This window comes from Kribbella sp. NPDC026596, from assembly GCF_040638415.1.
In the GTDB taxonomy this organism is placed as follows: Bacteria; Actinomycetota; Actinomycetes; order Propionibacteriales; family Kribbellaceae; genus Kribbella.
The window spans coordinates 1-23,996 of record NZ_JBEZYF010000013.1; the positions used below are offsets into that span (position 1 = coordinate 1).

Annotated in this window: 28 protein-coding genes; 15 read left to right on the plus strand and 13 right to left on the minus strand. The window is 68.9% G+C overall.

The window, feature by feature from the left end; genetic code table 11:
- Nucleotides 1-369 precede the first annotated feature (369 nt).
- The 3 genes from corA (at nucleotide 370) to AB0E63_RS13120 (ending at nucleotide 2,574) form a co-directional block, all read left to right on the plus strand.
- Nucleotides 370-1,527, plus strand: coding sequence for a magnesium/cobalt transporter CorA (corA, locus tag AB0E63_RS13110; RefSeq protein ID WP_360364919.1), 1,158 nt, complete (start codon nucleotides 370-372; stop codon nucleotides 1,525-1,527).
- 29 nt (nucleotides 1,528-1,556) lie between these two features.
- Nucleotides 1,557-1,742: a hypothetical protein gene (locus AB0E63_RS13115; protein ID WP_360364921.1), complete on the plus strand. Its 186-nt coding sequence runs from the start codon at nucleotides 1,557-1,559 to the stop codon at nucleotides 1,740-1,742.
- 244 nt (nucleotides 1,743-1,986) lie between these two features.
- Nucleotides 1,987-2,574 (plus strand): HU family DNA-binding protein, encoded by a 588-nt coding sequence (locus tag AB0E63_RS13120; RefSeq protein ID WP_360364923.1) that lies wholly within the window; start codon nucleotides 1,987-1,989, stop codon nucleotides 2,572-2,574.
- A 135-nt stretch (nucleotides 2,575-2,709) separates the two neighbouring features.
- Here the strand turns inward: AB0E63_RS13120 and AB0E63_RS13125 are convergent, their stop codons facing one another.
- Nucleotides 2,710-2,916 (minus strand): hypothetical protein, encoded by a 207-nt coding sequence (locus tag AB0E63_RS13125; RefSeq protein ID WP_360364925.1) that lies wholly within the window; start codon nucleotides 2,914-2,916, stop codon nucleotides 2,710-2,712.
- A gap of 1 nt (nucleotide 2,917) precedes the next feature.
- Nucleotides 2,918-3,589 carry a 2-phospho-L-lactate guanylyltransferase gene (cofC, locus tag AB0E63_RS13130; protein WP_360364927.1) on the minus strand — a complete coding sequence of 224 codons (672 nt, stop codon included), beginning with the start codon at nucleotides 3,587-3,589 and terminating at the stop codon, nucleotides 2,918-2,920.
- A 16-nt stretch (nucleotides 3,590-3,605) separates the two neighbouring features.
- Here cofC and AB0E63_RS13135 point away from each other — a divergent pair, with 16 nt between their 5' ends.
- From AB0E63_RS13135 to AB0E63_RS13145, 3 genes are read left to right on the plus strand one after another with little or no spacing between them, the layout of a single operon-like run.
- Nucleotides 3,606-4,400 carry a lysophospholipid acyltransferase family protein gene (locus AB0E63_RS13135; RefSeq protein WP_360364929.1) on the plus strand — a complete coding sequence of 265 codons (795 nt, stop codon included), beginning with the start codon at nucleotides 3,606-3,608 and terminating at the stop codon, nucleotides 4,398-4,400.
- Complete coding sequence (locus AB0E63_RS13140) at nucleotides 4,397-5,401, plus strand: NAD(P)H-dependent glycerol-3-phosphate dehydrogenase (protein ID WP_360364931.1); 1,005 nt, start codon at nucleotides 4,397-4,399, stop codon at nucleotides 5,399-5,401. Before AB0E63_RS13135 ends, AB0E63_RS13140 begins: the two co-directional genes overlap by 4 nt.
- Nucleotides 5,392-6,312 carry an aminoglycoside phosphotransferase family protein gene (locus tag AB0E63_RS13145; protein WP_360364933.1) on the plus strand — a complete coding sequence of 307 codons (921 nt, stop codon included), beginning with the start codon at nucleotides 5,392-5,394 and terminating at the stop codon, nucleotides 6,310-6,312. Before AB0E63_RS13140 ends, AB0E63_RS13145 begins: the two co-directional genes overlap by 10 nt.
- On the opposite strand, the gene AB0E63_RS13150 is transcribed toward AB0E63_RS13145, so the two are convergent.
- Complete coding sequence (locus AB0E63_RS13150) at nucleotides 6,288-7,415, minus strand: ROK family protein (protein ID WP_360364935.1); 1,128 nt, start codon at nucleotides 7,413-7,415, stop codon at nucleotides 6,288-6,290. The two genes, AB0E63_RS13145 and AB0E63_RS13150, sit on opposite strands and share 25 nt — an antisense overlap.
- A gap of 74 nt (nucleotides 7,416-7,489) precedes the next feature.
- Between AB0E63_RS13150 and AB0E63_RS13155 the strand changes: the two genes are divergently transcribed.
- The gene (locus tag AB0E63_RS13155; RefSeq protein ID WP_360364937.1) at nucleotides 7,490-8,584 is read left to right on the plus strand and encodes a Gfo/Idh/MocA family oxidoreductase; all 1,095 of its coding nucleotides are present in this window, start codon (nucleotides 7,490-7,492) and stop codon (nucleotides 8,582-8,584) included.
- A gap of 19 nt (nucleotides 8,585-8,603) precedes the next feature.
- Entirely contained in the window at nucleotides 8,604-9,611 is a 1,008-nt protein-coding gene (locus AB0E63_RS13160) for a sugar phosphate isomerase/epimerase family protein (RefSeq protein ID WP_328519374.1), read from the plus strand.
- Nucleotides 9,612-9,613: 2 nt separating this feature from the next.
- On the opposite strand, the gene AB0E63_RS13165 is transcribed toward AB0E63_RS13160, so the two are convergent.
- Both AB0E63_RS13165 and AB0E63_RS13170 read right to left on the minus strand, forming a co-directional pair.
- Nucleotides 9,614-10,087: a GNAT family N-acetyltransferase gene (locus AB0E63_RS13165; protein WP_360364939.1), complete on the minus strand. Its 474-nt coding sequence runs from the start codon at nucleotides 10,085-10,087 to the stop codon at nucleotides 9,614-9,616.
- 12 nt (nucleotides 10,088-10,099) lie between these two features.
- A complete protein-coding gene (locus AB0E63_RS13170) occupies nucleotides 10,100-10,855 on the minus strand; it encodes a MerR family transcriptional regulator (RefSeq protein ID WP_360364941.1) in 756 nt (251 codons plus the stop codon).
- A gap of 48 nt (nucleotides 10,856-10,903) precedes the next feature.
- Between AB0E63_RS13170 and AB0E63_RS13175 the strand changes: the two genes are divergently transcribed.
- Nucleotides 10,904-11,155 carry a hypothetical protein gene (locus AB0E63_RS13175; RefSeq protein ID WP_360364943.1) on the plus strand — a complete coding sequence of 84 codons (252 nt, stop codon included), beginning with the start codon at nucleotides 10,904-10,906 and terminating at the stop codon, nucleotides 11,153-11,155.
- Here the strand turns inward: AB0E63_RS13175 and AB0E63_RS13180 are convergent.
- Entirely contained in the window at nucleotides 11,152-12,312 is a 1,161-nt protein-coding gene (locus AB0E63_RS13180; RefSeq protein WP_360364945.1) for an MFS transporter, read from the minus strand. The two genes, AB0E63_RS13175 and AB0E63_RS13180, sit on opposite strands and share 4 nt — an antisense overlap.
- A 76-nt stretch (nucleotides 12,313-12,388) precedes the next feature.
- On the opposite strand from AB0E63_RS13180, the gene AB0E63_RS13185 reads away from it, so the two are divergent.
- Nucleotides 12,389-13,141, plus strand: coding sequence for a DeoR/GlpR family DNA-binding transcription regulator (locus AB0E63_RS13185; protein ID WP_360364947.1), 753 nt, complete (start codon nucleotides 12,389-12,391; stop codon nucleotides 13,139-13,141).
- A complete protein-coding gene (locus tag AB0E63_RS13190; RefSeq protein ID WP_360364949.1) occupies nucleotides 13,138-14,307 on the plus strand; it encodes an MFS transporter in 1,170 nt (389 codons plus the stop codon). Before AB0E63_RS13185 ends, AB0E63_RS13190 begins: the two co-directional genes overlap by 4 nt.
- Here the strand turns inward: AB0E63_RS13190 and AB0E63_RS13195 are convergent.
- Both AB0E63_RS13195 and AB0E63_RS13200 read right to left on the minus strand, forming a co-directional pair.
- On the minus strand, nucleotides 14,291-15,403 hold the full coding sequence (locus tag AB0E63_RS13195) for an aminotransferase class I/II-fold pyridoxal phosphate-dependent enzyme (RefSeq protein WP_360364951.1): 1,113 nt from the start codon (nucleotides 15,401-15,403) through the stop codon (nucleotides 14,291-14,293). The two genes, AB0E63_RS13190 and AB0E63_RS13195, sit on opposite strands and share 17 nt — an antisense overlap.
- A complete protein-coding gene (locus AB0E63_RS13200; protein ID WP_360364953.1) occupies nucleotides 15,393-16,028 on the minus strand; it encodes a TetR/AcrR family transcriptional regulator in 636 nt (211 codons plus the stop codon). The genes AB0E63_RS13195 and AB0E63_RS13200 overlap by 11 nt, the downstream gene beginning before the upstream one ends.
- Nucleotides 16,029-16,377: 349 nt before the next feature.
- On the opposite strand from AB0E63_RS13200, the gene AB0E63_RS13205 reads away from it, so the two are divergent.
- Nucleotides 16,378-17,508, plus strand: coding sequence for a D-alanine--D-alanine ligase family protein (locus AB0E63_RS13205; RefSeq protein ID WP_360364955.1), 1,131 nt, complete (start codon nucleotides 16,378-16,380; stop codon nucleotides 17,506-17,508).
- Nucleotides 17,509-17,775: 267 nt separating this feature from the next.
- Here AB0E63_RS13205 and AB0E63_RS13210 read toward each other — a convergent pair whose 3' ends face one another.
- From AB0E63_RS13210 to AB0E63_RS13225, 4 genes are all read right to left on the minus strand, one after another.
- A complete protein-coding gene (locus tag AB0E63_RS13210) occupies nucleotides 17,776-18,975 on the minus strand; it encodes a sigma-70 family RNA polymerase sigma factor (protein WP_360364957.1) in 1,200 nt (399 codons plus the stop codon).
- Nucleotides 18,976-18,980: 5 nt separating this feature from the next.
- Nucleotides 18,981-19,397 carry a YciI family protein gene (locus AB0E63_RS13215; RefSeq protein ID WP_360364959.1) on the minus strand — a complete coding sequence of 139 codons (417 nt, stop codon included), beginning with the start codon at nucleotides 19,395-19,397 and terminating at the stop codon, nucleotides 18,981-18,983.
- Between the two features lie 119 nt (nucleotides 19,398-19,516).
- The gene (locus AB0E63_RS13220) at nucleotides 19,517-19,972 is read right to left on the minus strand and encodes a DUF3515 domain-containing protein (protein WP_360364961.1); all 456 of its coding nucleotides are present in this window, start codon (nucleotides 19,970-19,972) and stop codon (nucleotides 19,517-19,519) included.
- A gap of 31 nt (nucleotides 19,973-20,003) precedes the next feature.
- The gene (locus AB0E63_RS13225) at nucleotides 20,004-20,237 is read right to left on the minus strand and encodes an Lrp/AsnC ligand binding domain-containing protein (RefSeq protein WP_041290445.1); all 234 of its coding nucleotides are present in this window, start codon (nucleotides 20,235-20,237) and stop codon (nucleotides 20,004-20,006) included.
- Nucleotides 20,238-20,368: 131 nt separating this feature from the next.
- Here AB0E63_RS13225 and AB0E63_RS13230 point away from each other — a divergent pair, with 131 nt between their 5' ends.
- Genes AB0E63_RS13230 through AB0E63_RS13240 form a run of 3 tightly spaced genes read left to right on the plus strand, consistent with a single transcriptional unit; the run spans nucleotide 20,369 to nucleotide 22,807 of the window.
- Entirely contained in the window at nucleotides 20,369-21,331 is a 963-nt protein-coding gene (locus tag AB0E63_RS13230) for a thiamine-phosphate kinase (protein ID WP_360364963.1), read from the plus strand.
- 1 nt (nucleotide 21,332) lies between these two features.
- Nucleotides 21,333-22,136: a bifunctional hydroxymethylpyrimidine kinase/phosphomethylpyrimidine kinase gene (gene thiD, locus AB0E63_RS13235; protein WP_360364965.1), complete on the plus strand. Its 804-nt coding sequence runs from the start codon at nucleotides 21,333-21,335 to the stop codon at nucleotides 22,134-22,136.
- Nucleotides 22,133-22,807 carry a DinB family protein gene (locus tag AB0E63_RS13240; RefSeq protein ID WP_360364967.1) on the plus strand — a complete coding sequence of 225 codons (675 nt, stop codon included), beginning with the start codon at nucleotides 22,133-22,135 and terminating at the stop codon, nucleotides 22,805-22,807. The genes thiD and AB0E63_RS13240 overlap by 4 nt, the downstream gene beginning before the upstream one ends.
- Here AB0E63_RS13240 and AB0E63_RS13245 read toward each other — a convergent pair.
- Complete coding sequence (locus AB0E63_RS13245; protein WP_360364969.1) at nucleotides 22,804-23,961, minus strand: ROK family transcriptional regulator; 1,158 nt, start codon at nucleotides 23,959-23,961, stop codon at nucleotides 22,804-22,806. The two genes, AB0E63_RS13240 and AB0E63_RS13245, sit on opposite strands and share 4 nt — an antisense overlap.
- Between the last annotated feature and the right edge of the window lie 35 nt (nucleotides 23,962-23,996).

A 23,996-nucleotide genomic window follows, 5' to 3' on the forward strand; every position in this document is an offset into this window, starting at 1 on the left:
GGGTCATGGGGCCTCCCGGCCTGGACTGAGGAGCGCAGGGAGCGAAGCGACCGGAGCGACGAGGGAAGGCCGGGAGCCAAGGCCCCCATGACCACGCCGGTGCCGAAGGCCCGGCCAAAAGCAGAGTTGTCGCCGCCGTAACGTCGGGGACGTCGGCGGCGATAACTCTGGTGTTACCCTTGCGGGGTTGTCAGAACAAGGCTTGCGAGACCAAGGAGGTGAGGCGCTGATGAACAGCGATCCCTCCAGACATACCGGTCTCGCTCGACCTTGAGAGGCTGAATCCTCTGGTAGTTGCGGCTTGAGTGCCGTGGGGGTCGGGCAGACGCGTGCCCACCACTCACTCGCTTCACCGCACCTGGAGGACCCATGTCCGACCTGCGCCTGCGCACGCTCCGTGCCTTCGGCCGTACCCCGTCGCTGCGTGCCGCCGCCCGCCGTCATGCCGAGATCGCTCCCGTCGTGGAGCCGGACGCCTTGCCGCGCGAGGCCCCGAAGCCCAAGGGGCACAGCGTCGTCGACAGCGCGATCTACTGCGGCGGCCGCCGGGTCGCGTCACCGGGATCGCTGGCCGAGACCTATCGCGTGCTGCACAAGGCCCCGAAGAGCCTGGCCTGGATCGGCCTGTACCGGCCGGACAGCCGCGAACTCGCGTCCCTGGCGCAGGAGTTCGACCTGCACGAGCTCGCCATCGAGGACGCCATCCAGGCCCACCAGCGGCCCAAGCTGGAGCGGTACGGCGAGACGTTGTTCGTGGTCCTCAAGGCCGCTCGCTACCGGGACGCGACCGAGGAGGTCGAGTTCGGCGAGGTGCACCTGTTCGTCGGCCCGGACTTCGTGGTGACGGTCCGGCATGCCGAAGCGCCCAACCTGGCCGCGGTCCGCCGCCGGGTCGAACGCGATCCCGAACTCCTCAACCGCGGCACCGAAGCCGTGCTCTACGCGATCATGGACAAGGTCGTGGACGGCTACGCTCCGGTGGTCGCCGGTCTCGAGAACGACATCGACGAGATCGAGACCGAGGTCTTCCGCGGTGACCCGAAGGTGTCGCGGCGCATCTACGAACTGTCCCGTGAGGTGATCGAGTTCCAGCGCGCGACCCGCCCACTGGTCGGCATGCTGGAGTCCCTGCGCGGCGGCTTCGAGAAGTACGGCGTCGACGAGGAACTGCAACGTTCACTGCGCGATGTGGCCGACCACGTCACCGAAGTGGTGGAGAAGGTCGACGGCTTCCGCGAACTGCTGCGCGACATCCTGACGGTGAACTCGACGCTGGTCGCCCAGGAACAGAACGAGGAGATGAAGAGCCTCGCGATCGCCAGCAGCGCGCAGAACGAAGAGGTCAAGAAGATCTCCGCGTGGGCGGCCATCCTGTTCGCGCCGACCTTGATCGGCACCGTCTACGGGATGAACTTCGACAACATGCCCGAACTGCACTGGGAGTACGGCTACCCGTTCGCGGTCGGCCTGATGGGCATGGTGTGTGGCGGTCTGTACCTCATCTTCAAACGGCTCAGCTGGCTCTGACATGCTGTCCGCCAAGGAGGTGGACAGCCATGTGGGTGTTCCTGCGCAGAAAGCTGATCATGTGGGCGATCCTGGCGATCGCGATCCCGTTGCTGGACTGGCTGCTCGGCAGGGTGGCCGCCGAGTTGCGTGCCAGGAAAGGTGACTCGGCCCTGACCAGAGGGCTCGACACCGCCCAGTCAGGGGTACGAACGCTGCGCGGAAAGCGCCGCTGAACGGGGCTTCGGGGTGGTGCGAAGGTGATCGCAGCGGTATCACTGTGGGCATCGGATCGTTGCTCTACAGGGATTCGGAGACCTCATCAGGACCCTTCAGAGGCCGGATCGGGCGAAATTGTGGCCCGAATCGCCCAAAACAAGGCCGAATTGCCGCGTTGGTGTTTGTGAACCGCCACTTGAGTCCATAACGTTCCTGTGAGATCGAGCGCTGTGCTCGACGTCTAGTTCACGGAGGGAAGCAGTGAACAAGAGCCAGTTGGTCGAAGCGCTCGCAGTGCACTTCGACGGAAACCGCCGCCAGGCCCAGCACGCGTTGGAATCGGTGATCGACACCGTTGAGCGCGAGCTGACCAAGAAGGGTGGCAAGGTCGCCATCACCGGTTTCGGTGCCTTCGAGGCCATCGAGCGTGGGGCGCGCATCGTGCGCAACCCGCGGACCGGTGAGACCAAGCGCGCCAAGAAGACCGTGGTTCCGAAGTTCCGTGCGGGTGCGGAGCTGAAGGCCGTTGTCTCCGGCGCGAAGAAGCTGCCGAAGCTGGTCGTTCCGAAGCCGGCCGCGACCGCCACCAAGGCGGCTGCCCCGGCGAAGAAGGCCGCTCCGGCCAAGGCCGCAGCGACCAAGACCGCCGCCGCGAAGAAGGCGACGGCGACCAAGACGGTCGCGAAGAAGGCGGCCCCGGTCAAGGCGGCTGCCAAGAAGGCCCCGGCCAAGACCGTCGCCAAGAAGGCGCCGGCGAAGAAGGCCCCGGCCAAGACCGTTGCCAAGAAGGCGCCGGTGAAGAAGGCCCCCGCCAAGAAGGCTCCGGTGAAGCGCGCAGCCGCTCGCTGACCTTCAGCACTGCAGCACCGCACGACAGCACCGCACTACAGCGAAGGCCGGTCACCCCACTCCAGGGGCGACCGGCCTTCGCCGTGTGCACAGTGCAATCCTGGCCGGACCGTGTCCGGGTGCCTCCGGCAACGTTCAGAGTTCGGTGGCGAACTCCACCTTGGTGATGGTCAGCCCTTCCCCGGAACCCTTGGTCTCCAGCCGCACCCGCTGGCCGACGCGCAGATGCCGGACCGGGGTATCGGCCACCGCGTGCACGGTGAACGGCAGCTCGACGCCGCGGTCGGTCAGCACAGCACCGGAGAACGTCTCGGTGTCGTAGCGACTCACAGTCCCTTGCATGTCAGCAGGCTAGACCCTCGGTCCCGGTCGCCGCACCGAGGACCAGCGACATCACGTCCGCGGTGGCCGGACCCACACCCAGTTGTACGGCGTGCGCCAGATCGGCTGCCGTGTCGACATCACGACGTACCGACTCGATGGTGGTCAGCTCGATCGGCACCGCCCCGGAGGCCTGGTGGGCTAGTGCGGAACCGACGCCGAAGCGCGGATCCAGCGCGACCCCGGGAGCTGCCGCGAGCAACGTCGTACCCGTGCCGGGAAGGTCGACCACGAACGACCGCGGCGCCACGCACGCGGCCAGTGCGGCGGTCAGCTCGGCCGGACGCAACGCGGGCAGATCCGCGGAGAGAGCGGCCACCGCGTTGCCTGGGAACTCGGCAGCGGCCACAGTGGCTCCATGCAGCAAGGCTTCGTTCAGCCCGGCGCCCGGGAGATCGGGGACGACGCGCGCGCCCACCGCGGTCACGTCCGCGGCCACCACGGGATCGTCGGTGACGACCAGGACCGCACGCACCAGGGGAGAGGCGAGGGCGGCCGCAGTAGTGTCGACAGCGAAGGCGCGGGCGAGCTCCGGGCGGTGCTGAGGGTACGCGGGGGCGAGCCGGCTCTTCGCGATCGCCGTACGCTTCACCGGGATCGCCAGGATCCAGGGAGCGACCTGTAGGTCTGCCATCAGGCAGGATTCTCCCATGACGGATGGCAGTGACGAGCACCAGGAGGCAGTAGTGGACGGCCAAGGCAGCGATCCCCGGCCACGGCGGGGCTTCTGGTTCGGCCTGGTGGTGGCGATCGTCAAGCCGTTCATGCTGGTGTTCACCAAGCCTGAGTTCACCGGCCGGGAGAACATGCCGCGGTCGGGTGGCGTGGTGTTCGCGGCCAACCACATCTCGCACTTCGATCCGTTCGTGCTCGGGTTCTACATCTGGGAGTGCCGCCGGATCCCGCGGTTCCTCGGCAAGGCGTCGGTGTTCAAGCTGCCGGTCCTCGGCCGGATCATCACCAGTGCCGGGCAGATCCCGGTGCACCGGGACTCGGCACAGGCGGCCGACGCCTACCGGGATGCCGTCGCCGCGGTCGAGCGGGGCGAGTGCGTCGGCATGTATCCGGAGGGCACGATCACCCGCGACCCGGAAATGTGGCCGATGACGGGCAAGACCGGCGCGGCCCGGATCGCGCTGCAGACCGGGTGCCCGGTGATCCCGGTCGCCAACTGGGGTGCGCAGGAGGTCCTGAAGTCCTACACCGGCAAGATCAGGATCCGGCTGCTGCCGCGCAAGACCATCCAGGTGCGGGCCGGGAAGCCGGTCGATCTGAGTGCGTTCGAGAGCAGGCCGCTGACCAACGAGCTGTTGCACGAGGCAACCGAGGTGATCATGACCGCGGTCGCCGAGACGCTCGGCGAACTGCGTGGCGAGACCCCGCCGAAGGAGCTCTACGACCTACGCAAAACCCGCAAGCCCATTGACGGTGAGGAGACGGCATGACGAAGGTGGCTGTGTTCGGAGCCGGATCCTGGGGTACGGCGTTCGCCGTCGTGCTGGCGAACGCGGGGAACCAGGTGTCCGTCTGGGGCCGGCGTGAGTCGCTCTGCGAGGCGATCAACACCCAGCACGAGAACGCCGACTACCTGCCCGGCCTTCGTCTCCCGGACGCGATCACAGCGACCCACGATCCGGCCGCGGCGGCCGATGGCGCGGAGGCCGTCGTACTCGCGGTCCCGAGCCAGTCGTTGCGGGAGAACCTGACGGACTGGGCCGGCGTCCTGCCGAAGGCCGTACCCCTGGTCAGCCTGATGAAGGGCGTCGAGGTTGGTACGACGAAGCGGATGAGCGAGGTGATCGCCGAGCTGACCGGCGCCGGGCCGGAGCGAATCGCAGTGGTGTCGGGTCCCAACCTCGCCCGCGAGATCGCCGAGGGACAGCCGGCCGCGGCGGTAGTCGCGTGTGCCGACGAGGGGACCGCGACCCGGATGCAGAAGCTGTGCCACTCACCGACGTTCCGCCCGTACACGAACGTCGACGTGATCGGCTGCGAGCTCGGCGGCGCCTGCAAGAACGTGATCGCCCTGGCGGTCGGGATGGCGGTCGGGCTCGGGTTCGGCGACAACGCGCGGGCGTCTGTGATCACCCGCGGGCTGGCGGAGATCGCTCGCCTCGGTACGGCGCTGGGTGCGGACGAGCACACGTTCTCGGGGCTGGCCGGCCTGGGCGATCTGGTCGCGACGTGTTCGTCGCCGCTGTCGCGCAACCGGACCTTCGGCGAGAAGCTCGGCCAGGGCATGACGGTGGCCGAGATCGCCGGTGCCACTCGTCAGGTCGCCGAGGGCGTGAAGTCCTGCGCGTCGATCTCCGAGCTGGCCCACCACCACGACGTCGAGATGCCGATCGCCGAACACGTCACCAAGGTCGTCGCCGGCGAAATGACCCCGAAGGACATGCTGTTCAGCCTGGTCTCCCGCTCTGCCAAGTCGGAGCGTTGGGGTTGATCCCGGCCGCCTTCGCGCAATCGACGATCGATCGTGAAGGCGAGGCCGGTGCGGCGTGGCTGGCAGAGCTGCCTGGGATCGTCGAGGGGCTGTTGTCGCAGTGGGGCTGTGTGGCTGACGGTCCGGTGATGCATGGGCAGGTCGGGGTGATTGTGCCGGTGCGGTCGACTGCTGGGCCCGCGGCGCTCAAGGTGTCCTTTCCGCATCCCGGCAATGTGCATGAGCCGGATGCCTATGCAGCTTGGGAAGGACGCGGCGCTGTTCTGCTGTACGAGCGCAGTGACGAGCACTTCGCGATGCTGCTCGAGCGCGTGCAGTCGTCAACGCTGTGGGAGCTCGGCGACGGCGACCAGATCGTCGCGGTGGCTGGGCGGCTCAGTAGCCGGTTGTCGGTTGCGACGACTGCTGAGCTGCCCAGGTTGGCGGATCACGCGGACAGCTGGGAGGAGGAGCTGCGCCAAGGGGCGGCGGACTTTCCAGGTGCGGTGCCCGGCGTCGCGCTGGACGCCGCGCTGGCTGTCGTCGACGAGTTGGGCCGTGAGCAGCCGGACCTCCTCGTGCACGGCGACTTCCATCCCCGCAACATCCTGCGTGGCGAGCGCGAGCCGTGGCTGGCCGTCGATCCCAAGGGGTACGTGGGAGATCCGGCGTACGACGGGGCGACGTTGCTCAAACCTCGCGCGTTGGCACTGATCGAGGCCGAGGACCTGATGAAGGCGCTGCGGCACGAGCTGGCCGTGTTCGCTGAAGCCGCGGAGCTCGACCCGGAACGCGTCCGGAGCTGGGCACACCTGCAGATAGTGCAGGCTGCGTTCCACGGGCGACGACATGGCTTCGGGCGCGCCCGAAGTGGTCCGCACCTGGAGCGGATCATCGCGCTCGTGGATCAGCTCGTCGTCAGCTGGTGCTGAAGGACGAGGGTCGCCGCGCCGCGGAGGGCGGCGTCCTGGCCGGAGCTCGCGGTGACCACGCGCAGATCGGTGGTGGCCAGAGGCAACGATCTGGCATAGATCGCTTCCCGGATACCGGCCAGCAGATTGTCACCGGCCTGGGAGAGTGAGCCGCCGACGACGATCACGGACGGGTTCAGCAGGCTGACGGCCGCGGCAAGCACTGTCCCGATCTCCCGTCCGGCTTGGCGAACCGCCGTGGTCGCGGCGGTGTTGCCCGCCCGGACCAGTTCGACAACGTCGCGACTGCCGGCGACTCCGAGTCGGGTGGCGATGGCCGCGGCGGACGCAACCGCCTCCAGGCAGCCCGTGTTGCCGCACCGGCAGAGCTCGGTGTGACCCGGTGCCTGGATGTGGCCGATGTCGCCGGCCGCACCTTGGGCGCCGCGATGGAGCCGGCCGCCGCTGATCACGCCCGCGCCGATGCCGGTGGCAACTTTCACGAACAGCAGGTGCTCGACGTCGGCGTACTCGGTCGCGTGTTCGCCGAGCGCCATGATGTTCACGTCGTTGTCGACCAGGACCGGGCCGGTGAGTTCACTGCTCAGCCGGCCGACGACGTCGTACGAGTCCCAGCCCGGCATGATCGGCGGATGGTTCGGTCTGCCGGTGCTGTGCTCGACGGGGCCTGGTAGTCCGACGCCGGTGCCCGCGAGATCCAGGACGGACCGTCGCGCGGCCCGCAGAAGCACCCGTCCTAGTCGCGCGACCTCGCTCAGGACCACCTCTGGTCCTTCGGCGATGTTCAGCGGGGTTGTCGAGCGGTCCAGGATCTCTCCGGTCAGATCGGTGAGCGCGACCGACAGATGCGTCGCGCCGACATCCGCGGCCAGGATCAGTCGCGCCGTCGGATTGAACCGGAACCGCGCCGGCGGCCGCCCGCCGGTCGAGGCCGCTTCGCCTGACGGGACGACGAGACCCGACGCGAGCAACGCCTCGATCCGTCCGGTCACCGTGGACCGGGCCAGGCCGCTGAGGTCGATGAGTTCGGCGCGGGTCCGCGGTTGCCCGTCCAGGAGCAGGCGCAGTACGGCCGCGGTTTCCGCCGTACCGAGATCGCTCATCGCCACACTTCCGTCGCTGGGTCGGTGGACTTTTGCTTGACAGGGTTCAAAAGTGTCACATAGCGTCCTTCGACGTGTCCACCAGTGCGCGCAAGCTCCGGATCGGGATTGTCGGCGGCGGCTTCATGGGCGGCGTTCACGGCAGGTCCGCATTGGTCTCCGGAGCCTCAGTGGTCGGGGCTGTCGGCTCCTCGCCTGCAAAGGCTGAGGCAGCAGCCGAGGCGACCGGCGCCGAGCGCGGCTTCGCGACCCTCGACGAACTCCTGGCCGCCGACATCGACGTGGTCCACGTCTGTACGCCGAACAACACGCACCTCGAGGTGACGCTGAAGGCGCTCGAGGCTGGCAAGCACGTGATCTGCGAGAAGCCGCTGGCGACCTCGGTCCGCGACGCGACCGGCTTGCAAGCCGCCGCGGTCGAGAAAGACCTCGTCGGCGCGGTGCCGTTCGTCTATCGCTATCACCCGATGGTCCGGGAGCTGCGCACCCGGATCGCGGCGGGCGACGCCGGAGTGATCACCAGCCTGCACGGGTCGTACCTGCAGGACTGGCTGGCCGGCGCCGACGACCAGAACTGGCGAGTCGACGACTCCACCGGCGGTCCGTCGCGGACGTTCGCCGACATCGGGTCGCACTGGTGCGACCTGACCGAGTTCGTGACCGGTGACCGGATCGCTGCCATCAGCGCCCAACTCCGGACCGTCCGAGCGCAGCGTGGCGGTGTCGAGGTCCGCACCGAGGATCTGGCCACCGCGCAGTTCCGGACCGAAGCCGGAGTGGTCGGCACGATCGTGGTCAGCCAGGTCGCGGCCGGCCGGAAGAACCGCCTGTACCTGGAGGTCTCCGGCACCGAGTCCAGCTTCGGCTTCGACCAGGAGGACCCGGACCGCCTGTGGGTCGGCCGTCGTACCGCATCGCAGGTGCTGACCCGCGACCCCGAGACGCTGAGCCCGCCCGCGGCGCGAGTGAACCGGCTGCCGGCCGGGCACGCGCAGGGGTACCAGGACGCGTTCGACTCGTTCGTCGCCGACAGCTATGCCGCCGTACTGGGCGACCAGCCGGACGGCCTGCCCGATTTCACCGCCGGAGCGCGGTCCGCCCGCGTGGTCGACGCCGTACTGCGCTCGGCCGCGAACGACAGCGCCTGGACCACAGTCGACAACGCTTAATCGCTTAGGAGCCAGTCAGATGCCTCGTCCGATCACTCTGTTCACCGGTCAGTGGGCCGACCTGCCGTTCGAGGAGGTCTGCGAGTTCGCGTCCTCGGCGGGCTACGACGGCGTGGAGATCGCCTGCTCCGGTGACCACTTCGATGTCCAGCAGGCCGTCGACGACGACTCGTACGTCCAGGGTCGCAAGGACATCCTGGAGAAGTACAACCTGCAGGTCTTCGCGATCTCGAACCACCTGGTCGGCCAGGCCGTCTGCGACAACCCGATCGACTTCCGGCACCAGGCGATCGTGCCGTCCCGGATCTGGGGCGACGGCGACGCCGAGGGCGTCCGGCAGCGGGCGGCCGAGGACCTGAAGAACACCGCGCGCGCCGCCGCGAAGCTGGGTGTGAACACCGTCATCGGCTTCACCGGCTCGTCGATCTGGCAGTACGTCGCGATGTTCCCGCCGGTGCCCGCGGAGCGGATCGAGGCCGGTTACCAGGACTTCGCCGACCGGTGGAACCCGATCCTCGACGTGTTCGACGCCGAGGGCGTGCGGTTCGCGCACGAGGTGCACCCGTCGGAGATCGCGTACGACTACTGGACCACCACGCTGACGCTGGAGGCGATCGGTCACCGCGAGGCGTTCGGGCTGAACTGGGACCCGAGCCACATGGTCTGGCAGGACATCGACCCGGTCGCGTTCCTGTGGGACTTCAAGGACCGGATCTACCACGTCGACTGCAAGGACACCCGGATGCGGGTCGGCGGCGGGCGCAACGGCCGGCTCGGCTCGCACCTGCCCTGGGGTGACCCGCGGCGCGGCTGGGACTTCTACTCCACCGGCCATGGTGACGTGCAGTGGGAGGACTGCTTCCGCGTCCTGAACTCGATCGGGTACGACGGTCCGATCTCGGTCGAATGGGAAGACGCCGGGATGGAGCGCAAGGTCGGCGCCGCCGAGGCCGTGAACGTCATCCGCGCCCTCGCCTTCGACAAGCCCGCGGCCGCGTTCGACGCCGCCTTCGCCACGGACAAGTAGTCTCACACTCCAGGGGAGACCGGCTGTCGCACCATGAAGACGTCGACGGGGTCCTGAGACTCCACGGCGAACCCATGGCGCTCGTACAGGCGTTGTGCAGGGCTCCCCTGGAGTACGTTCAGCCGGACGACCGCGCCGTTGGCATCGCTGTCCTGCAGCAGTGTCCGAAGGACAGCTGATCCGAGCCCCCGGCCCTGGAGTTCCGGGGCGAGATAGAAGTGCTCCAGCCATCGGCCGTCCTCGGCCGGTCGTACGGCGACGGAGCCGGCGAAGGCGCCGTCGACCACGATGACGGACGTGTGCTGCGGCGAGTAGCCGTCTCGCAGCCGCTGCCGGACCCGATGCTCGTCGAATCTCCCCAGCCGCACCAGATCCGGGCGCATCACCACCGCCCGCAGTTCGACGATCGCCTCGAGATCAGCCGGCTCCGCGGACCGCAGCTCCCAGGCCACCTGGTGGTCCTCATCGATCTTCACGGCCGAAGTATCTCAGCCGTGCTCGCTGACGCCGGGCACCCCTAGATCGCTCAGGCGGTGCCGGATCAGGGAGTCCAGGCGCTGCCAGGCGGGGGAGGAGGCGTTGACGGTGGTCTGGAGGAGTTGGGGAATCGGGGTGTCCTCGGGCTGGGCGGGCAGGTCCGTGCCGTACCGGTCGATGCTTGCGGCAACGATGCGGTCGGCGAGTTCGCTGAGGAACGGATCGGCCGGATCCAGATCGTGCGCCTGGTCGTAGGCGAGGTAGAGCTGCCGAAGGTCGGGATCGGTCAGGGCCTGCGCCTGGTCGTGGAAGAAGGTAGCGGCGACCTGCGGATGAGTCGCGTACACGACGATCCAGAGGTCGCGTTCCATCCTGATCCAGCGGTCGCTGAAACCGAGGTCGCTCAGCCCCGCGAGGTGGCGGTCGACCTCGGCGGGAAGCAGGCGGATGTCGCCGGCGGCGAGTTGCCGAAGCCGGCGCTGGGTGGCGCGGAGTTGCCGGATACGAGCGGCCAGATCGGCGTCGATCTGCTCCAGTGCGGTCTCGAGCTCGCCCGGTGCGGACCCCAGGTTGCGGATCCGGGCGAGGGGTACGCCGGCCTCGGCCAGTGTGCGGATCCTGACCAGCTCGACGACGGCCTGCGCCGGGTACCGGCGGTAACCGGATGAGTCTCGCTCGGGCTCGGGCAGCAGGCCTTTGGCGTGGTACACACGGACAGTTTTCGTCGACACCCCGACGTACCGGGCCAGCTGTCCGATGGTGAGCACAGGTCCATTCTTGACCTTGCCCCTGGGGCAAGGTCGCATGATCGACTCATGAGCGATTGGGAGACCCTGCGCGCCCTCGCCGACGAGGGCAACGAGAAGGCGATGGACCGCCTCGCCGACCTGGCCGACGAGCGCTCCGACGTGGACGTGCTGAACGAACTGCTCGACGAGGGCAACGAGCGGGCCGGCGAGCACCTCACCCGCCGCGCGGCCGCCGCCAAAGACCTGCTGGAGCTCCAACGGATCAGCGACGCCGGCTACGACGAGGCGGGAGAAGTCCTCAACCAGTTGCTGAGCTAGGCGCGTACGCGGGGCCTGGTGCGCAGAACCGGGGCGAAGACGGCCAGGGCGGCAGCGAGGACGGTGACGACCACGAACGAGACCGTCAGGTTGCTCGCCTGCGCGATGCCGCCGATGATCGACGGCGCGACCAGGCCGGAGGCGTAGGTGATGGTGGCGACGCCGGCGATCGCCTGGCTGGCGTTGGTGCCGCTCCGGGCCGCGGCCGCGAAGGCGAGCGGTACGACGACCGCGATGCCGACACCGATCAGCCCGAACCCGACCATGGCGACGACCGCGGTGGGAGCGACGACGACCAGTACGCCGCCGGCCGTGGCGACCACCCCACTCCAGCGGACCGTGCGTACGGCGCCGAACCGGTCGACCACCGCATCACCGGTCAGCCGCGCGATGGCCATCGTCAACGCGAACCCGGTCGTCGCACCCGCCGCGACTCCGGCCGAGCTGTCGAGGATGTCGCGCAGGTAGACCGCGGACCAGTCCAGGCTGGCGCCCTCGGCGAACACCGCGCAGAACCCGACCGCCCCGATCAGCAGTGCCGACTTCGGTGGCAAGGCGAACCGCGCCGGCGGCTCCTCGTCGTCCTCGGGATGGATGTTCAGCACGAACTGACACACGACGGCCCCGACCACCGTCAGTACGACGGCCGCCACCAAATGGTGGATCTGGGCACTCAACCCGGCGTGCGCCGCGACCGTCCCGACCGCGGCACCGAGCAGCGCACCGACACTCCACATGCCGTGCAGCCCGGACATGATTGACTTGTGCAGCCGGTGCTCCACCTCGACGCCGATGGCGTTCATCACGACATCGGCCATCCCCGAGGTCCCGCCGTACACCAGCAGCGCCGCGCACAACGTCCACAGGTTCGGGGCGAACGACGGCAGGATCAGCGCCAGCGTCCAGAGGGCGAGCAGGCTGCGGAGCGCCGTCCGGCTGCCGAGGCGGTGGCTCACCCGCGCGGCGAGCGGCATCATCAGGGCCGCGCCGAGCGCCGGGAACGCGAGTGCCAGCCCGAGTTGCCCCGGGGACGCGCCGGTGTGTTCCTGGATCCACGGCACCCGGGTCGCGAACGACCCCGTCACCGATCCGTGCACGCAGAAGACCGCGGCCACGGCGTACCGCGATCGCTTGACCAGCGTTGTGTCTTCAGCCACAAGCAAACACGCAATCTGTTTGAACGATCAGGCGGATGGTAGATTTCTGCGCGTGAGAAGTGCGGAACGGCATCAAGTGATCGTAGAACGACTTCGGACGCTGGACCGAGTCTCGGTCCAGGAACTGGTCGAGGCCACCGAGGCGTCGGACATGACGGTCCGCCGCGACCTCGATTTCCTCGCCGCGCAGGGCGTGCTCAAACGCGTCCACGGGGGAGCGGTGTCCTCGATGCCGTCCGGTGTCGAGCCGCCGTACTCGCTGCGCGCCCAGGCGGCGGTCGCGGCCAAGCGGGCGATCGCGAAGGCGGCGGTCGAACACATTCGCGATGGCGAGACGATCGTCCTCGACAGCGGTACGACGGCGCTGGAGACAGCCCGGCTGTTGCACGATCGCACGCTGACGGTGATGCCGTTGTCGTTGCACGTCGCCCACGAACTCGCCGACGCACCGCGGATCAGGCTGCTCATGCCCGGCGGTGAGGCGCGCAAGGGGGAGCTCTCACTGGTCGGTCCGCTGACCGTCGCCTCGCTGCGGGCGCTGCGGTTCGATCTGGCCGTGCTGAGCCCGTGTGCGTTCAGTCTGGACGCCGGACTGACCGCCTTCGACCTGGGCGACGCAGAGGTCAAGCAGGAGGCGATGAACGTCTCCAACCGATCGATGGTGCTTGCCGACGGCGCCAAATGGGACCGGGCCGCGCTGGCGTACGTCTGCCCGGCCGACCGGCCAGATCTGATCATCACCGACCCAGGTGCTCCGGAGGACCAACGGACCATGCTCACCCAACGCGGAGTACTCGTCGAGGTTGCCAGTGTGGAGGACGCTCCTTGAGCACCACCGATCTGCGTCAGCAGACCGCACCGCCCAGAGCCGCCCGCGTCGCCACTTGGCTGTACTTCGGCCTCAACGGGTTCGCCGTCGGTATGTGGGTCGTCCACATCCCGAGCATCGAGCACGCGACCGGCATCTCTCACAGCACCCTCGGCCTTCTGCTGCTGGTGCTCGGTGGCGCTGCCTTCACCGGCATGCAGGTCGCCGGCCCACTCGTCGACCGGCTCGGTCAACGCCGGCTCGTCCCGGCGGCCGGCGTACTGCTCGGCATCGCGCTGGCCGGTCCCGGACTGGCGCACAACTGGTGGACGCTCGGCCTCGCGCTCATCCTGATCGGCTTCGGCAACGGCTCGATCGACGTCGGCATGAACGCCCAGGCTGTTGTGGTCGAACGCGGTTACCCGCGCCCGATCATGGCCGCCTTCCATGCGATGTGGTCGATCGGTGGCGCTATCGCAGCGCTGATCGGAGCCGCCACGCTGCGGGCCGGCGTACCGACGGAAGTAACCCTCGGCCTCGCCGGTGCGGTGTGCATCGTGATCGCCCTGGCCGCGCGGCCCTTCTTGATCGAGGCAACTGTCGAGGAAGAGCATGAGCCGGAGCAGGAGCGCGCGAAGCCGCCGGCCAAGCTGGTCTGGGCGCTCGGTGGACTCGCCTTCGGCCTGATGCTGTCGGAGGGCGTCGCCAACGACTGGGCCGCGCTGCACTTCCGCGACATCCTCGGTACGTCGGTCAGCACAGCGGCGTACGCGTACGGCGCTTTCGCGGTGGCGATGACCGTTGGACGCTTCCTCACCGACCGGGTCGCCGCGGTCGTCGGACCGGCCGCGATCGTGCTGTGGGGCGCGGCGATGGCGGCGGTCGGTCTCACCATCGTGATCGTCGTCCCCTGGGTGCCTGTCGCTCTGTTCGGCTGGGCGCTGTTCGGTCTCGGCCTGGCCGGCGGCGTACCGCAGCTCTTCACCGCGGCCGGCAACCTCGACCCCCGCGCGGCCGGTGCGCTGATGGCCCGCGTGGTCGGACTCGGGTACGTCGGTCTGCTCGCCGGGCCGGCGTTGATCGGTGGACTCGCGCACTGGATGCCGCTGAACATCGCGTTCATCCTGCCGGTCGTGCTGTGCGTCCTGACGTTCTTCGGTGGGCCGGTGCTCAAGTCCCGTTCGTGAGGGCCTGCTCGAGATCGGCCCAGAGGTCGGCGGGGTGCTCGATCCCGACGGCCAGCCGGATCAGGTCGTCCGGAATGGTCGGGACCTCGATCGGCCAGCGGCGGCGGCGTTCGAGCATCGACTCGACGCCGCCGAGGCTGGTCGCGTGCACCCACAGCTCGGTGGATTCGCAGACCCGCTGAGCGGCTGCGGCGTCACCACCGAGCTCGATGGACAGGATCGCGCCGAAGCCGGACATCTGCGCCTCGGCGCGTTTGTGGCCCGGATCTCCGGCCAGACCGGGGTAGCGCACCCGGCTGACCTTCGGGTGCTCGAGGAGGCGCTGAGCCAGGAAGGCGGCGTTGGATTGCGCGCGTTCCAGCCTCAGGGCGAGTGTCCGCAGGCCGCGTAGTGCTAGCCAGGCTTCCATCGGGCCGGGGATCGCGCCGAGGCTGCGGCGGCGGAGCTCGACCGCGTTCCACAGTTCCTCGTCGGCGGTGACGACCGCGCCCAGGATGACGTCGGAGTGACCGGCGATGAACTTGGTGGCCGAGTGCATCACGATGTCCGCGCCGAGCGAGATCGGCTGCTGCAGCAACGGGGTCGCGAACGTGTTGTCGACCACGACGATCGCTGCGGCCGCCCGACCGGCCGCGGAGAGCGCTGGGATGTCGGCGACTTCCATCGCCGGGTTGGTCGGCGACTCGATCCACAGCATGTCGGCGCCGTCGACAGCGTGGATGACCGCCTCGGTGTCCGCGACGTTGACCCGGTCCACGATCAGCCGGCCGGCGTCGGCTTGCTGGTCGAGGAGCGCGAGTACGCCGGAGTACGCGTGCTGTGGAGCGATCACCCGGCCGCCGACCGGGACGAGGTCGACGATCGCCGCGACGGCCGCCATGCCGGACGCGAACGCCAGCCCGCGCCCGCCTTCGAGCGCGCCGAGCGTCTCCTCCAGCGCGGACCAGGAATCGTTGCCGAACCGCCCGTAGCCACGATCCCCGCCCGCGACGTACGTCGAGCTGAAGACGGGGGAGCCCCCGACCGGCGCGTTCGGCACCCGCTCGGGGCGGCCGGCGTGGACGACAACGGTGGACGGGTCGAGATCAGGAGCCATAGCGGAAATTGTCGCTGACCTGATCATCGGCTGCGGGGAGGGGGATACCGCCGCCGCGGAGCAGGGTCATGGCACGGCGCGCGAGGTCCCGCACTTCGGTGGCATCCGGGTTCTCGACCCAGATCCGGACCACCGTCTCGATGATGTTCATCGCGATCCCGGCGGACAGGGCGGCGGTGAACTCGGAGTCCCGCGGGGCGCTCGCGGGCAACCGGCGTACGAGCTCGTCGGTCAGGTCGTTGCGGAAGCGCCAGATCAGCTCGTTGAGGTGCGCGCTGACCGACGGAGTCTGGGCGGCCAGGTCGAAGACGGCGCGGACCCGGTCCGGGTTCTGCTCCAGCTGCTCCAGCACGCGTTCGATCACCGCCTGCAGGCCGTCCGGCAGATCCAGGCCGGGCTGCTCGCGGAACCAGGTGACCGCGTCGACCAGGCAGTCCTCGACGAACTCCAGGACCAGGGTCTCCTTGGTCGGGAAGTACCGGTACAGCGTGCTCGGGCCGACCTCCGCGGCGGCGGCGATCTGCTCGACCGTGGTCCGGCCGAAGCCGTGGTCGGAGAACAGCTCGAACGCCTTGTCCGCGATCAGCCGCCGGGTCCGTTCCCGCTTCAGCTCGCGCAGTCCCATCTCCACCTCCGCGGGCAGCGTACCGAGGAGTTGCCGGTCGGTGCCGGGACGGTCGAGGCGGGTGGCTTCCTGATCGCGGCGCTGTCATCGGCCAACCGGGACGAGAGCGTGTTCCCAGATCCTGATCGGCTCGACGTAGCGCGTCAGGCGAGCGCGCCGTCCCCTTCGAGGAGATCCAGTACAAGAACAACACCCTCGTGTACGGCGTCACCACCCTCCCGATCATCTGGGAGTGACGGTGTGATCACGCTGCGATCACAAGGTATCCCGCCGCTACGGTCCGCGATCTGAAGAGCTCTTAACCGAACCCCGATCGGTTCCTGATCTCCGGGCCGCTACAGTCGAGCCGGTGAGTGAGTACTCGAGGGAAGAACAACGCAAGCCCCGCGTCGCCGTGGTGTTCGGTGGCCGGTCGAGCGAGCACGCCATCTCGTGCGTGACCGCGGCCAACGTGCTGCAGGTGATCGACCGGGACAAGTACGACGTGGTCCCGGTCGGCATCAGCACCAGCGGCCACTGGGTCCTGGAGAGCGGTGACCCGGAGCGGCTGTCGATCACCGACGGCAAGCTCCCCGAGGTCGACGTGACCGCGCTGCCGGTGCTCTTCGGCGCCAACCGCGAGCTCGTGGTGAGCGAACCCGGCCAGGTCCCGAGCACGCTCGGCGAGGTCGACGTGGTCTTCCCGCTGCTGCACGGTCCCTGGGGCGAGGACGGCACCATCCAGGGCCTGCTCGAGATGTCCGACATCCGGTACGTCGGCTCCGGCGTACTGGCCAGCGCGGTCGGCATGGACAAGCACTACATGAAGGTCGTCTTCCAGGGCGCCGGCCTCGAGGTGACGCCGTACGTCGTCATCCGCGACCGCGACTGGACCCACGACCCGGCCGCGAGCCGGGCGGCCGTGGACGCGCTCGGCTACCCGGTGTTCGTGAAGCCGGCCCGGGGCGGGTCGAGCCTGGGCATCAGCAAGGTGAACAGCCCGGACGAGCTCGACGACGCGATCGCCGAGGCGCGGGCGCACGATCCGAAGGTGATCGTCGAGGCGTCCGCGAAGAACCCGCGCGAGATCGAGGTCGGCGTTCTCGGTCGCGCGGACGGCACGCCGGAGGTCAGCGTCTGCGGCGAGATCGCGGTCTCGGGTGGCGGTCACGACTTCTACGACTTCGAGACCAAGTACCTCCCCGAGGGCGAGGAGTACCTTGCTCTCTCGGTGCCGGCCGATCTTCCCGAGGAGATCGCCGCGGACATCCGGGCGAAGGCACTCACCGCCTTCGACGCGATCGAGGCCGAGGGGCTGGCGCGCGTCGACTTCTTCCTCGACGAGGACGGCCGGGTGATCATCAACGAGATCAACACCATGCCGGGCTTCACCCCGACCAGCATGTTCCCCCGACTGTGGGCGGCCTCGGGCGTCGACTACCCAGCCCTCGTCGAACGCCTCCTGTCCCTCGCCGCAACCCGCCCCACCGGCCTCCGCTGAACCCCGCCCACCGGCCTGCGCTACCCCGCTCGACCGGCCGAACTCATGGATCACTGGGGCGGCGACACAAAGGCATGCCGATCTTCATTCCGAGTCACCGTCCGCCCAGCCCGGCCGCGCGGTGGGCTACCCGCTGGTGACGTAGTCCCGGTCCTGCTCGGGCAAGGTCGCCGCCTGTTCGACGTCCTCCCGGCCGGGATCGAACTGGACATCGTCCGCGTGATCGACACTCCCTACGCAACCCACATCCGCTACCGAGTCAGCCGCTCATAGTCGGCTCGCGCGGGCGTGGAGGTAACGCTGCTGCGGGAGGCTGGTCGTCCTGCTCGCGGCCTCTTCGTACGCCGCCCGCGCACCGACTGTGTCGCCCGACATCTCCAGCAGATGAGCTCGGACCGCCGACAACCGGTGATCCTTCGCAATCCGCTCGTCGTCCTCGATCGAGCCGAGGAGCGCGAGACCCTCATCCGCCCCACGCGCCATCGCCACCGCGACGACGTGATTGAGCGCGACCATCGGATTGTCGGTCAGCTGCAACAGCACCTCGTACAGCGCGACGATCTGCGCCCAATCGGTCTCCTCGGCCGACGGCGCCTCGTCGTGCACCGCCGCGATCGCCGCCTGCAGCTGATACGGCCCGACTGGGCCTCGAGGCAGCGCCGCGGTGATCAGCTCGACGCCCTCCCGAATCAGCTTCGGGATCCACAACGACCGGTCCTGCTCGGCCATCGGCACCAGCTCGCCGAGCGGACCGGTCCGGGCCGGACGCCGCGCATCGGTCAGCAACATCAGCGCCAGCATCCCCGCGACCTCGCTGTCGTCGGGCAGCAGCCGGTGCAGCATCCGCGCCAACCGGATCCCCTCGGCCGCCAACTCGACCCGCTGCAGGCTCGGCCCTGTCGTACTCGCGTAGCCCTCGGTGAAGATCAGGTACACGACCTTGAGCACCGCGCCCAGCCGCTCGTCCCGGTCGGCCGGCAGCGTGAACCGCGCACCGCTGTCCTGCACGCTCGCCTTCGCCCGGGTGATCCGTCGCGTCATCGTTGCCTCCGGCACCAGGAAGGCCCGGGCGATCTCCGCGGTGGTGAGACCACCGACCGCCCGCAACGTCAACGCGATCTGCGACGCGGGCGACAGCGACGGATGGCAGCACATGAACAGCAGGACCAGCGTGTCGTCGGTGTCCGCGACCGGCTCACCAGGCAACGCCCACTGCGCCACCCGGTCCTCGCGCCGCTGACGGGCCTGCTCCCGGCGGAGCAGATCCGTCAGCCGACGCGAAGCCACCCTGATCAGCCACCCGCGCGGGTTGTCCGGCACGCCTTCTTCCGGCCACTGCTGCGCCGCCGCGAGCAACGCCTCCTGCACCGCGTCCTCGGCGGTGTCGAAGTGCCCGTACCGCCGGACCAGCGCCCCGAGCACCTGCGGCGCCAGCTCCCGCAGCAGATCCTCGAGAGCGATGGTCATGGCAATCACTCCACCAGGTCGTCGCGGCCCTCGATCACTGGGCGGACATCGGCGTACGCGGTCGCGCGGATGAATTCCGGCGCCGGTGTGTCGCCGAGTCTGGCGGCGATCTCGGTGGCTCGGTCAAAGGACTCGCACTCGACGATCCAGTAACCGGCGAGCACCTCCTGGGTCTCCGCGTATGGACCGTCGGTCACCACCGAGGCACCGTCCTTCGAGCCCAGGCGCCGGGTCAGCACCGGCGCCGCCAGCGCGCGGGTCTCGACCAGCTCACCTGACTCGGCCAGGTCGGCGTTGAACTTCTCCATGAACGCGCCCATCGCCGCGAAGTCCTCGCCCGTCCAGGCCGGCTTCCCGGTGTCCTTGCCCGCCATCCCGTCGTAGTCCTGCTGCGACGCGTACGTCAGGATCATGTACTTCATCGGATTCTCCCGTCGTCCTGGCGCCCACCGCGGGCACCTCTCACCCGAAACGTCGCCCCCACCGGCCCGAACCGGACACCAACCGCAGAGCAACCTTCTCGACAGGGAGTATGCCGTCGTCAGGTACAGGGTGTGACGAGTTTGTTGAACCTGTGGACAGCGTCCGAGACGTCGGTCAGGGCGTTGGCTTCGGGGGCGTATTTCGAGGGGACGGCGACCTCGAGGTAGAGGGCTCGGCCGATGGTGGTGAAGATGACGCCGTTGGTGACTTCCTTGGCGAACCAGCCGATCCCGTTCACCTCGAAGCATTGCGACTGCGCCTCGGCCATCCCGGCCGGCGGGGCGACGCCACACGTGACCTCGATCGGCGGATCGCCGTACGCGGTGGTCAGCGGACTCTCCGGTGTCGTCGTGCGCCGCTTGCCGTCCAGCACCTTCTCGGGCAAGGCCGTCACGAGGTCGGCGCAGGCGGCGGCGACGTCGGGCGCGGGGGAGGGGACCGGTACGGGCGCAGGACCGGCACTGCACCCGGCCAGCACGATCAGGCCGAGTGCAGCGAACAGGACTTTGGGCATGCGAAAGACGGGCGGGACCCCGGGAATCGGTTCAGATGTGGACGACAGGACAGGTCAGCGTACGAGTGATACCGGGCACGTTCTGGACCCGGGCAACCACCAGCTTGCCCAGCTCGTCGACGTTGCGGGCTTCCGCGCGGACGATCACGTCGTACGGACCGGTGACGTCCTCGGCCAGGGTGACGCCCTGGACCTCGGCGATCTGTGCCGCGACGTCGGCCGCCTTGCCGACCTCGGTCTGGATCAGGATGTAGGCCTGGACCACCACGTCGTTCTCCACTCAGTCGTCCTCAGCTGGCTCCGGCCACCGGTACTGCGAGACAGCCGGGCGTACTCTTCGTTGCCCGGTCACGGTACCGCCTAGACTCCGGTTGGCGATATGGGAGGTCTGTTGACGTGACAGAGACGTTGGGGAGCACAGGTGAGTTCGGCCTGATCGAGGCCGTCACCAAAGGGCTGTCCAAAGGTGAGGACGTCCTGGTCGGCCCCGGTGACGACGCTGCGGTGATGGCGGTGCCGGACGGGCGGATGGTGATCACGACGGACCTGCTGGTGGAAGGCCGGCACTTCCGCCAGGACTGGTCGTCGGCGTACGACGTGGGCCGCAAGGCCGCCGCGCAGAACCTGGCCGACATCATGGCGATGGGAGCCCGGCCGACGGCGCTGGTGGTCGGCTTCGGCGCGCCCGCTGACCTGCCGACGGCCTGGGCGCTGGAGCTGAACCAGGGCCTGGTGGACGAGTGCGAGCTGGTCGAGGTGAGCATCGTCGGCGGTGACACGGTCCAGGCGGACAAGATCGTCGTCTCGGTGACGGCGTTCGGTTCGCTGGACGGACGTGCACCGGTGCTGCGGTCGGGCGCGCGCCCGGGCGACGAGGTCGCGTACATCGGCCGGCTGGGCTGGGCCGAGGCCGGCTGGGCGGTGCTGGCACGCGGGTTCCGCTCGCCACGTGCCGTGGTCGAGGCGCATCGCCGACCACAACCGCCGTACGCCGAGGGTCCGCGGGCCGCACTCGCCGGAGCGTCCTCGCTGTGCGATGTGAGCGACGGACTGCTAGCCGACCTCGGACACATCGCGGTGGCGAGTGAGGTCGCCATCGATGTGCATACGCAGGCGTTGAGCGTGCCCGAGCCGCTGCAGGCGGTTGCGGCCGCGACCGGCGTGGACGCGATGAAGTTCGTCCTGACCGGTGGTGAGGACCACGCACTGGTCGGCACTTTCGAACCGGCCGACGTGCCCGAGGGCTGGACCGTCATCGGCTCGGTTGCCGAGGGCAACCAGGAGCGCCAGGCCGGGACCGTGACGGTGGACGGCGCGCCGTATGCTGCCGAGTCCGGTCACGCCCATTTCAGGAGTTGAGATGCTGCCCAGAGTGCTGACCATCGCCGGCTCCGACTCCGGTGGCGGAGCCGGGATCCAGGCGGACCTGAAGACGATGCTGGCCAACGGCGTGCACGGGATGAGTGTGCTGACCGCGATCACGGCGCAGAACAGTCTCGGCGTCCAGGGCGCGTGGGAGCTGCCAGAAGAGCAGGTCCGGGCCCAGTTCCACAGCGTGGTGGACGACATCGGCGTCGACGCGGTGAAGACCGGCATGCTGGCCTCGGCGTCAATGGTCCGCGTGGTCGCCTCACTACTGCGCACACTGCCGCCGTCCGTGCCGGTGGTGGTCGATCCGGTGTCGGTGTCGAAACATGGCGACGCCTTGCTCGCCGCCGACGCGATGGAGTCCGTACGCTCCGAGATCGTCCCGCTGGCCACCGTCCTCACACCGAACCTGACAGAGCTCGGACCGGTCGCCGGAGTCGACTTGGAGGCCGTGGAGGACCGAGAGTTCGCGGCCAAGCTCTTGTTGGACGCAGGTGCGTCGTGGGTCCTGGTGAAGGGCGGTCACGACGTCGGTACGGCTTCAGTGGACGTGTTGCACGGTCCAGGGGTACGCCGGTCCTACAGTGCGGTCCGGGCGGACAACCGGCACACGCACGGGACCGGATGCACGCTGGCCAGTGCAATAGCGTCGTACCTGGCACGTGGGTACGACGTACCGAGCGCAGTGGGTGCTGCGAAGGAGTACGTGACCGGAGCGATCGGGGCCGGGTTCGCACTCGGTGGTGGGATCGGTCCGGTCGACCATGCGTGGAGATTTCGAGGGAGTGGCAGTTGACGAACCAGCAGCCCCCGGTCGACGGGTACTGCGAGCAGTGCGGCTTCAACTACGACACGGGTGACCTGCAGGGCACGGTGACCCTGCTCGTCCGGCAGGCGGCCGAGTGCAGCATGGCGCTGACCAAGGCCGCGGCCGGTCCGGACCCGAACGTCGTCCGGCTGCGCCCGAAGCCGGAGGTGTGGTCGGCGATCGAGTACGCGTGCCACGTGCGCGACGTACTCGAGGTGCAGCGGCTGCGGATCGCGCAGTGCCTGGCGGAGGACCGGCCGGTGTACGCGCCGATGGACCGGACCGGTCGGGTCAAGCAGCTCAAGTACGAGGACCAGGACCCGATGGAGGTCGCGGCCGCACTGATGCGGTTCGCCCGGGAGTTCGGTGCCGCTGCCCGTGTGCTCACGCCGCCGCAGCTCGGTCGGCTGGGGCTCTACAACTACCCGGTACGAGCGCCGCGCTCGCTGGGCTGGATCATCCGCCACACCGCACATGAGATCCAGCACCACCGACTCGACCTCACCACGATCCTGGCGCAGGTCGAACCGCACATCGTCCCCAAGCCACAGCCGGCCCCTGAAGAAATCACGGAAGAGGGTGCCGAGGAAGCTCAGACCGAGGAGGCTGAGCCGGAGCCGGGTCAGGGACTGTCGGCCAGCTCGGAGACTGCCGGCTAGTGCTGTGCTGCCCAAGCGGCGATGGCCGGCTCGCTGGTGAGGTGGTCGAGGGCCAGCGCCGCCGCGCCGCGGAGCGGACCATCGGGCTCGTGCTTCGCGGCGAGGACCGGCGGGGGAGAGCCCCGGTGGAAGGTCATCAGGCCGGCTAGGTAGGCCTGCTGGAACGTGGTCTCGGCCGCCGCCCTGAGTGGGATGGCCAGGCCGCCGATGGTGACCACATCCGGGTCATGGGCGTTGACGAGTCCGGCGATGCCGCTGGCGAGGGCAGTGACCACCTTGGTGACCGCACGACTCGTAGCGCGGTCGGTGCGGAGCAGGATGCCCTCGGTGTAGGCGTACGGGTCGTCCGGTGCGGGCTCCTTGAGGTGTCTGGCCAATGCGCGCCCGTCGATCTCCAGATCCCAGCATCCGCGTGCACCACACGGACACAGCCGCGTGCGATCACCGAACGGGATGTGCCCATACTCGCCGCCTGCTCCGGACGCACCCTGCGCCGGCACACCGTCGATCAGCAGCGTCCCACCGAGTCCCACCTCGACGATGAGGTGCAGCGCCGTACCAGCCCCAGCAGCAGCACCAGTGCGAGCCTCCGCCACCCCACTGAGCGTCGCGTCGTTGCCGGCGAACAGTGTGAGCCCTGTGCCGGCAGTGACCGTCTCGAGGTCCAGCTCGAACCACTCCAGCGTCGGCGCCTGCATCAAATGGTTGTCACGGATAGTCCCCGGTACTGCGAGGCTCACGACGCGCAGCCGATCCCCGTACTCCTCCTGAACCCGCTTCACTTCCCGCTGCAGATTGCTGAGCACCACCTGCGGCCGCCTGCTCCGATGACGCTTGTACTGCTGGTCCTGAAGCGACCCGTCGAGCGTGGCGATCGCACTCCGCCAACTGCCTTGCCGCAGGTCGAGCGCCAGCACCACAGGCCCCCGCGGATGCGCCCGCAGCACTGTGGTCGGCCGTCCACGCCCCTGACTGGGCGCAGGAACCTCGGTGAGCAGATGTACGTCGCGTAGCCGAGCAGTCACCTCTGTCGCCGAACCAGTGCTCAACCGCAACGCCCGCGCCACCGCGGCCCGGGTGATCCCGGGCTGTCGGCTGACTTGTGTCAGCACGTCCGAAGCCGTCTGCCACTGTCCCCGGCGCACTGGAGTCATAGCATCCTTTTACCTTATGCTCGGAGGACGAGTTT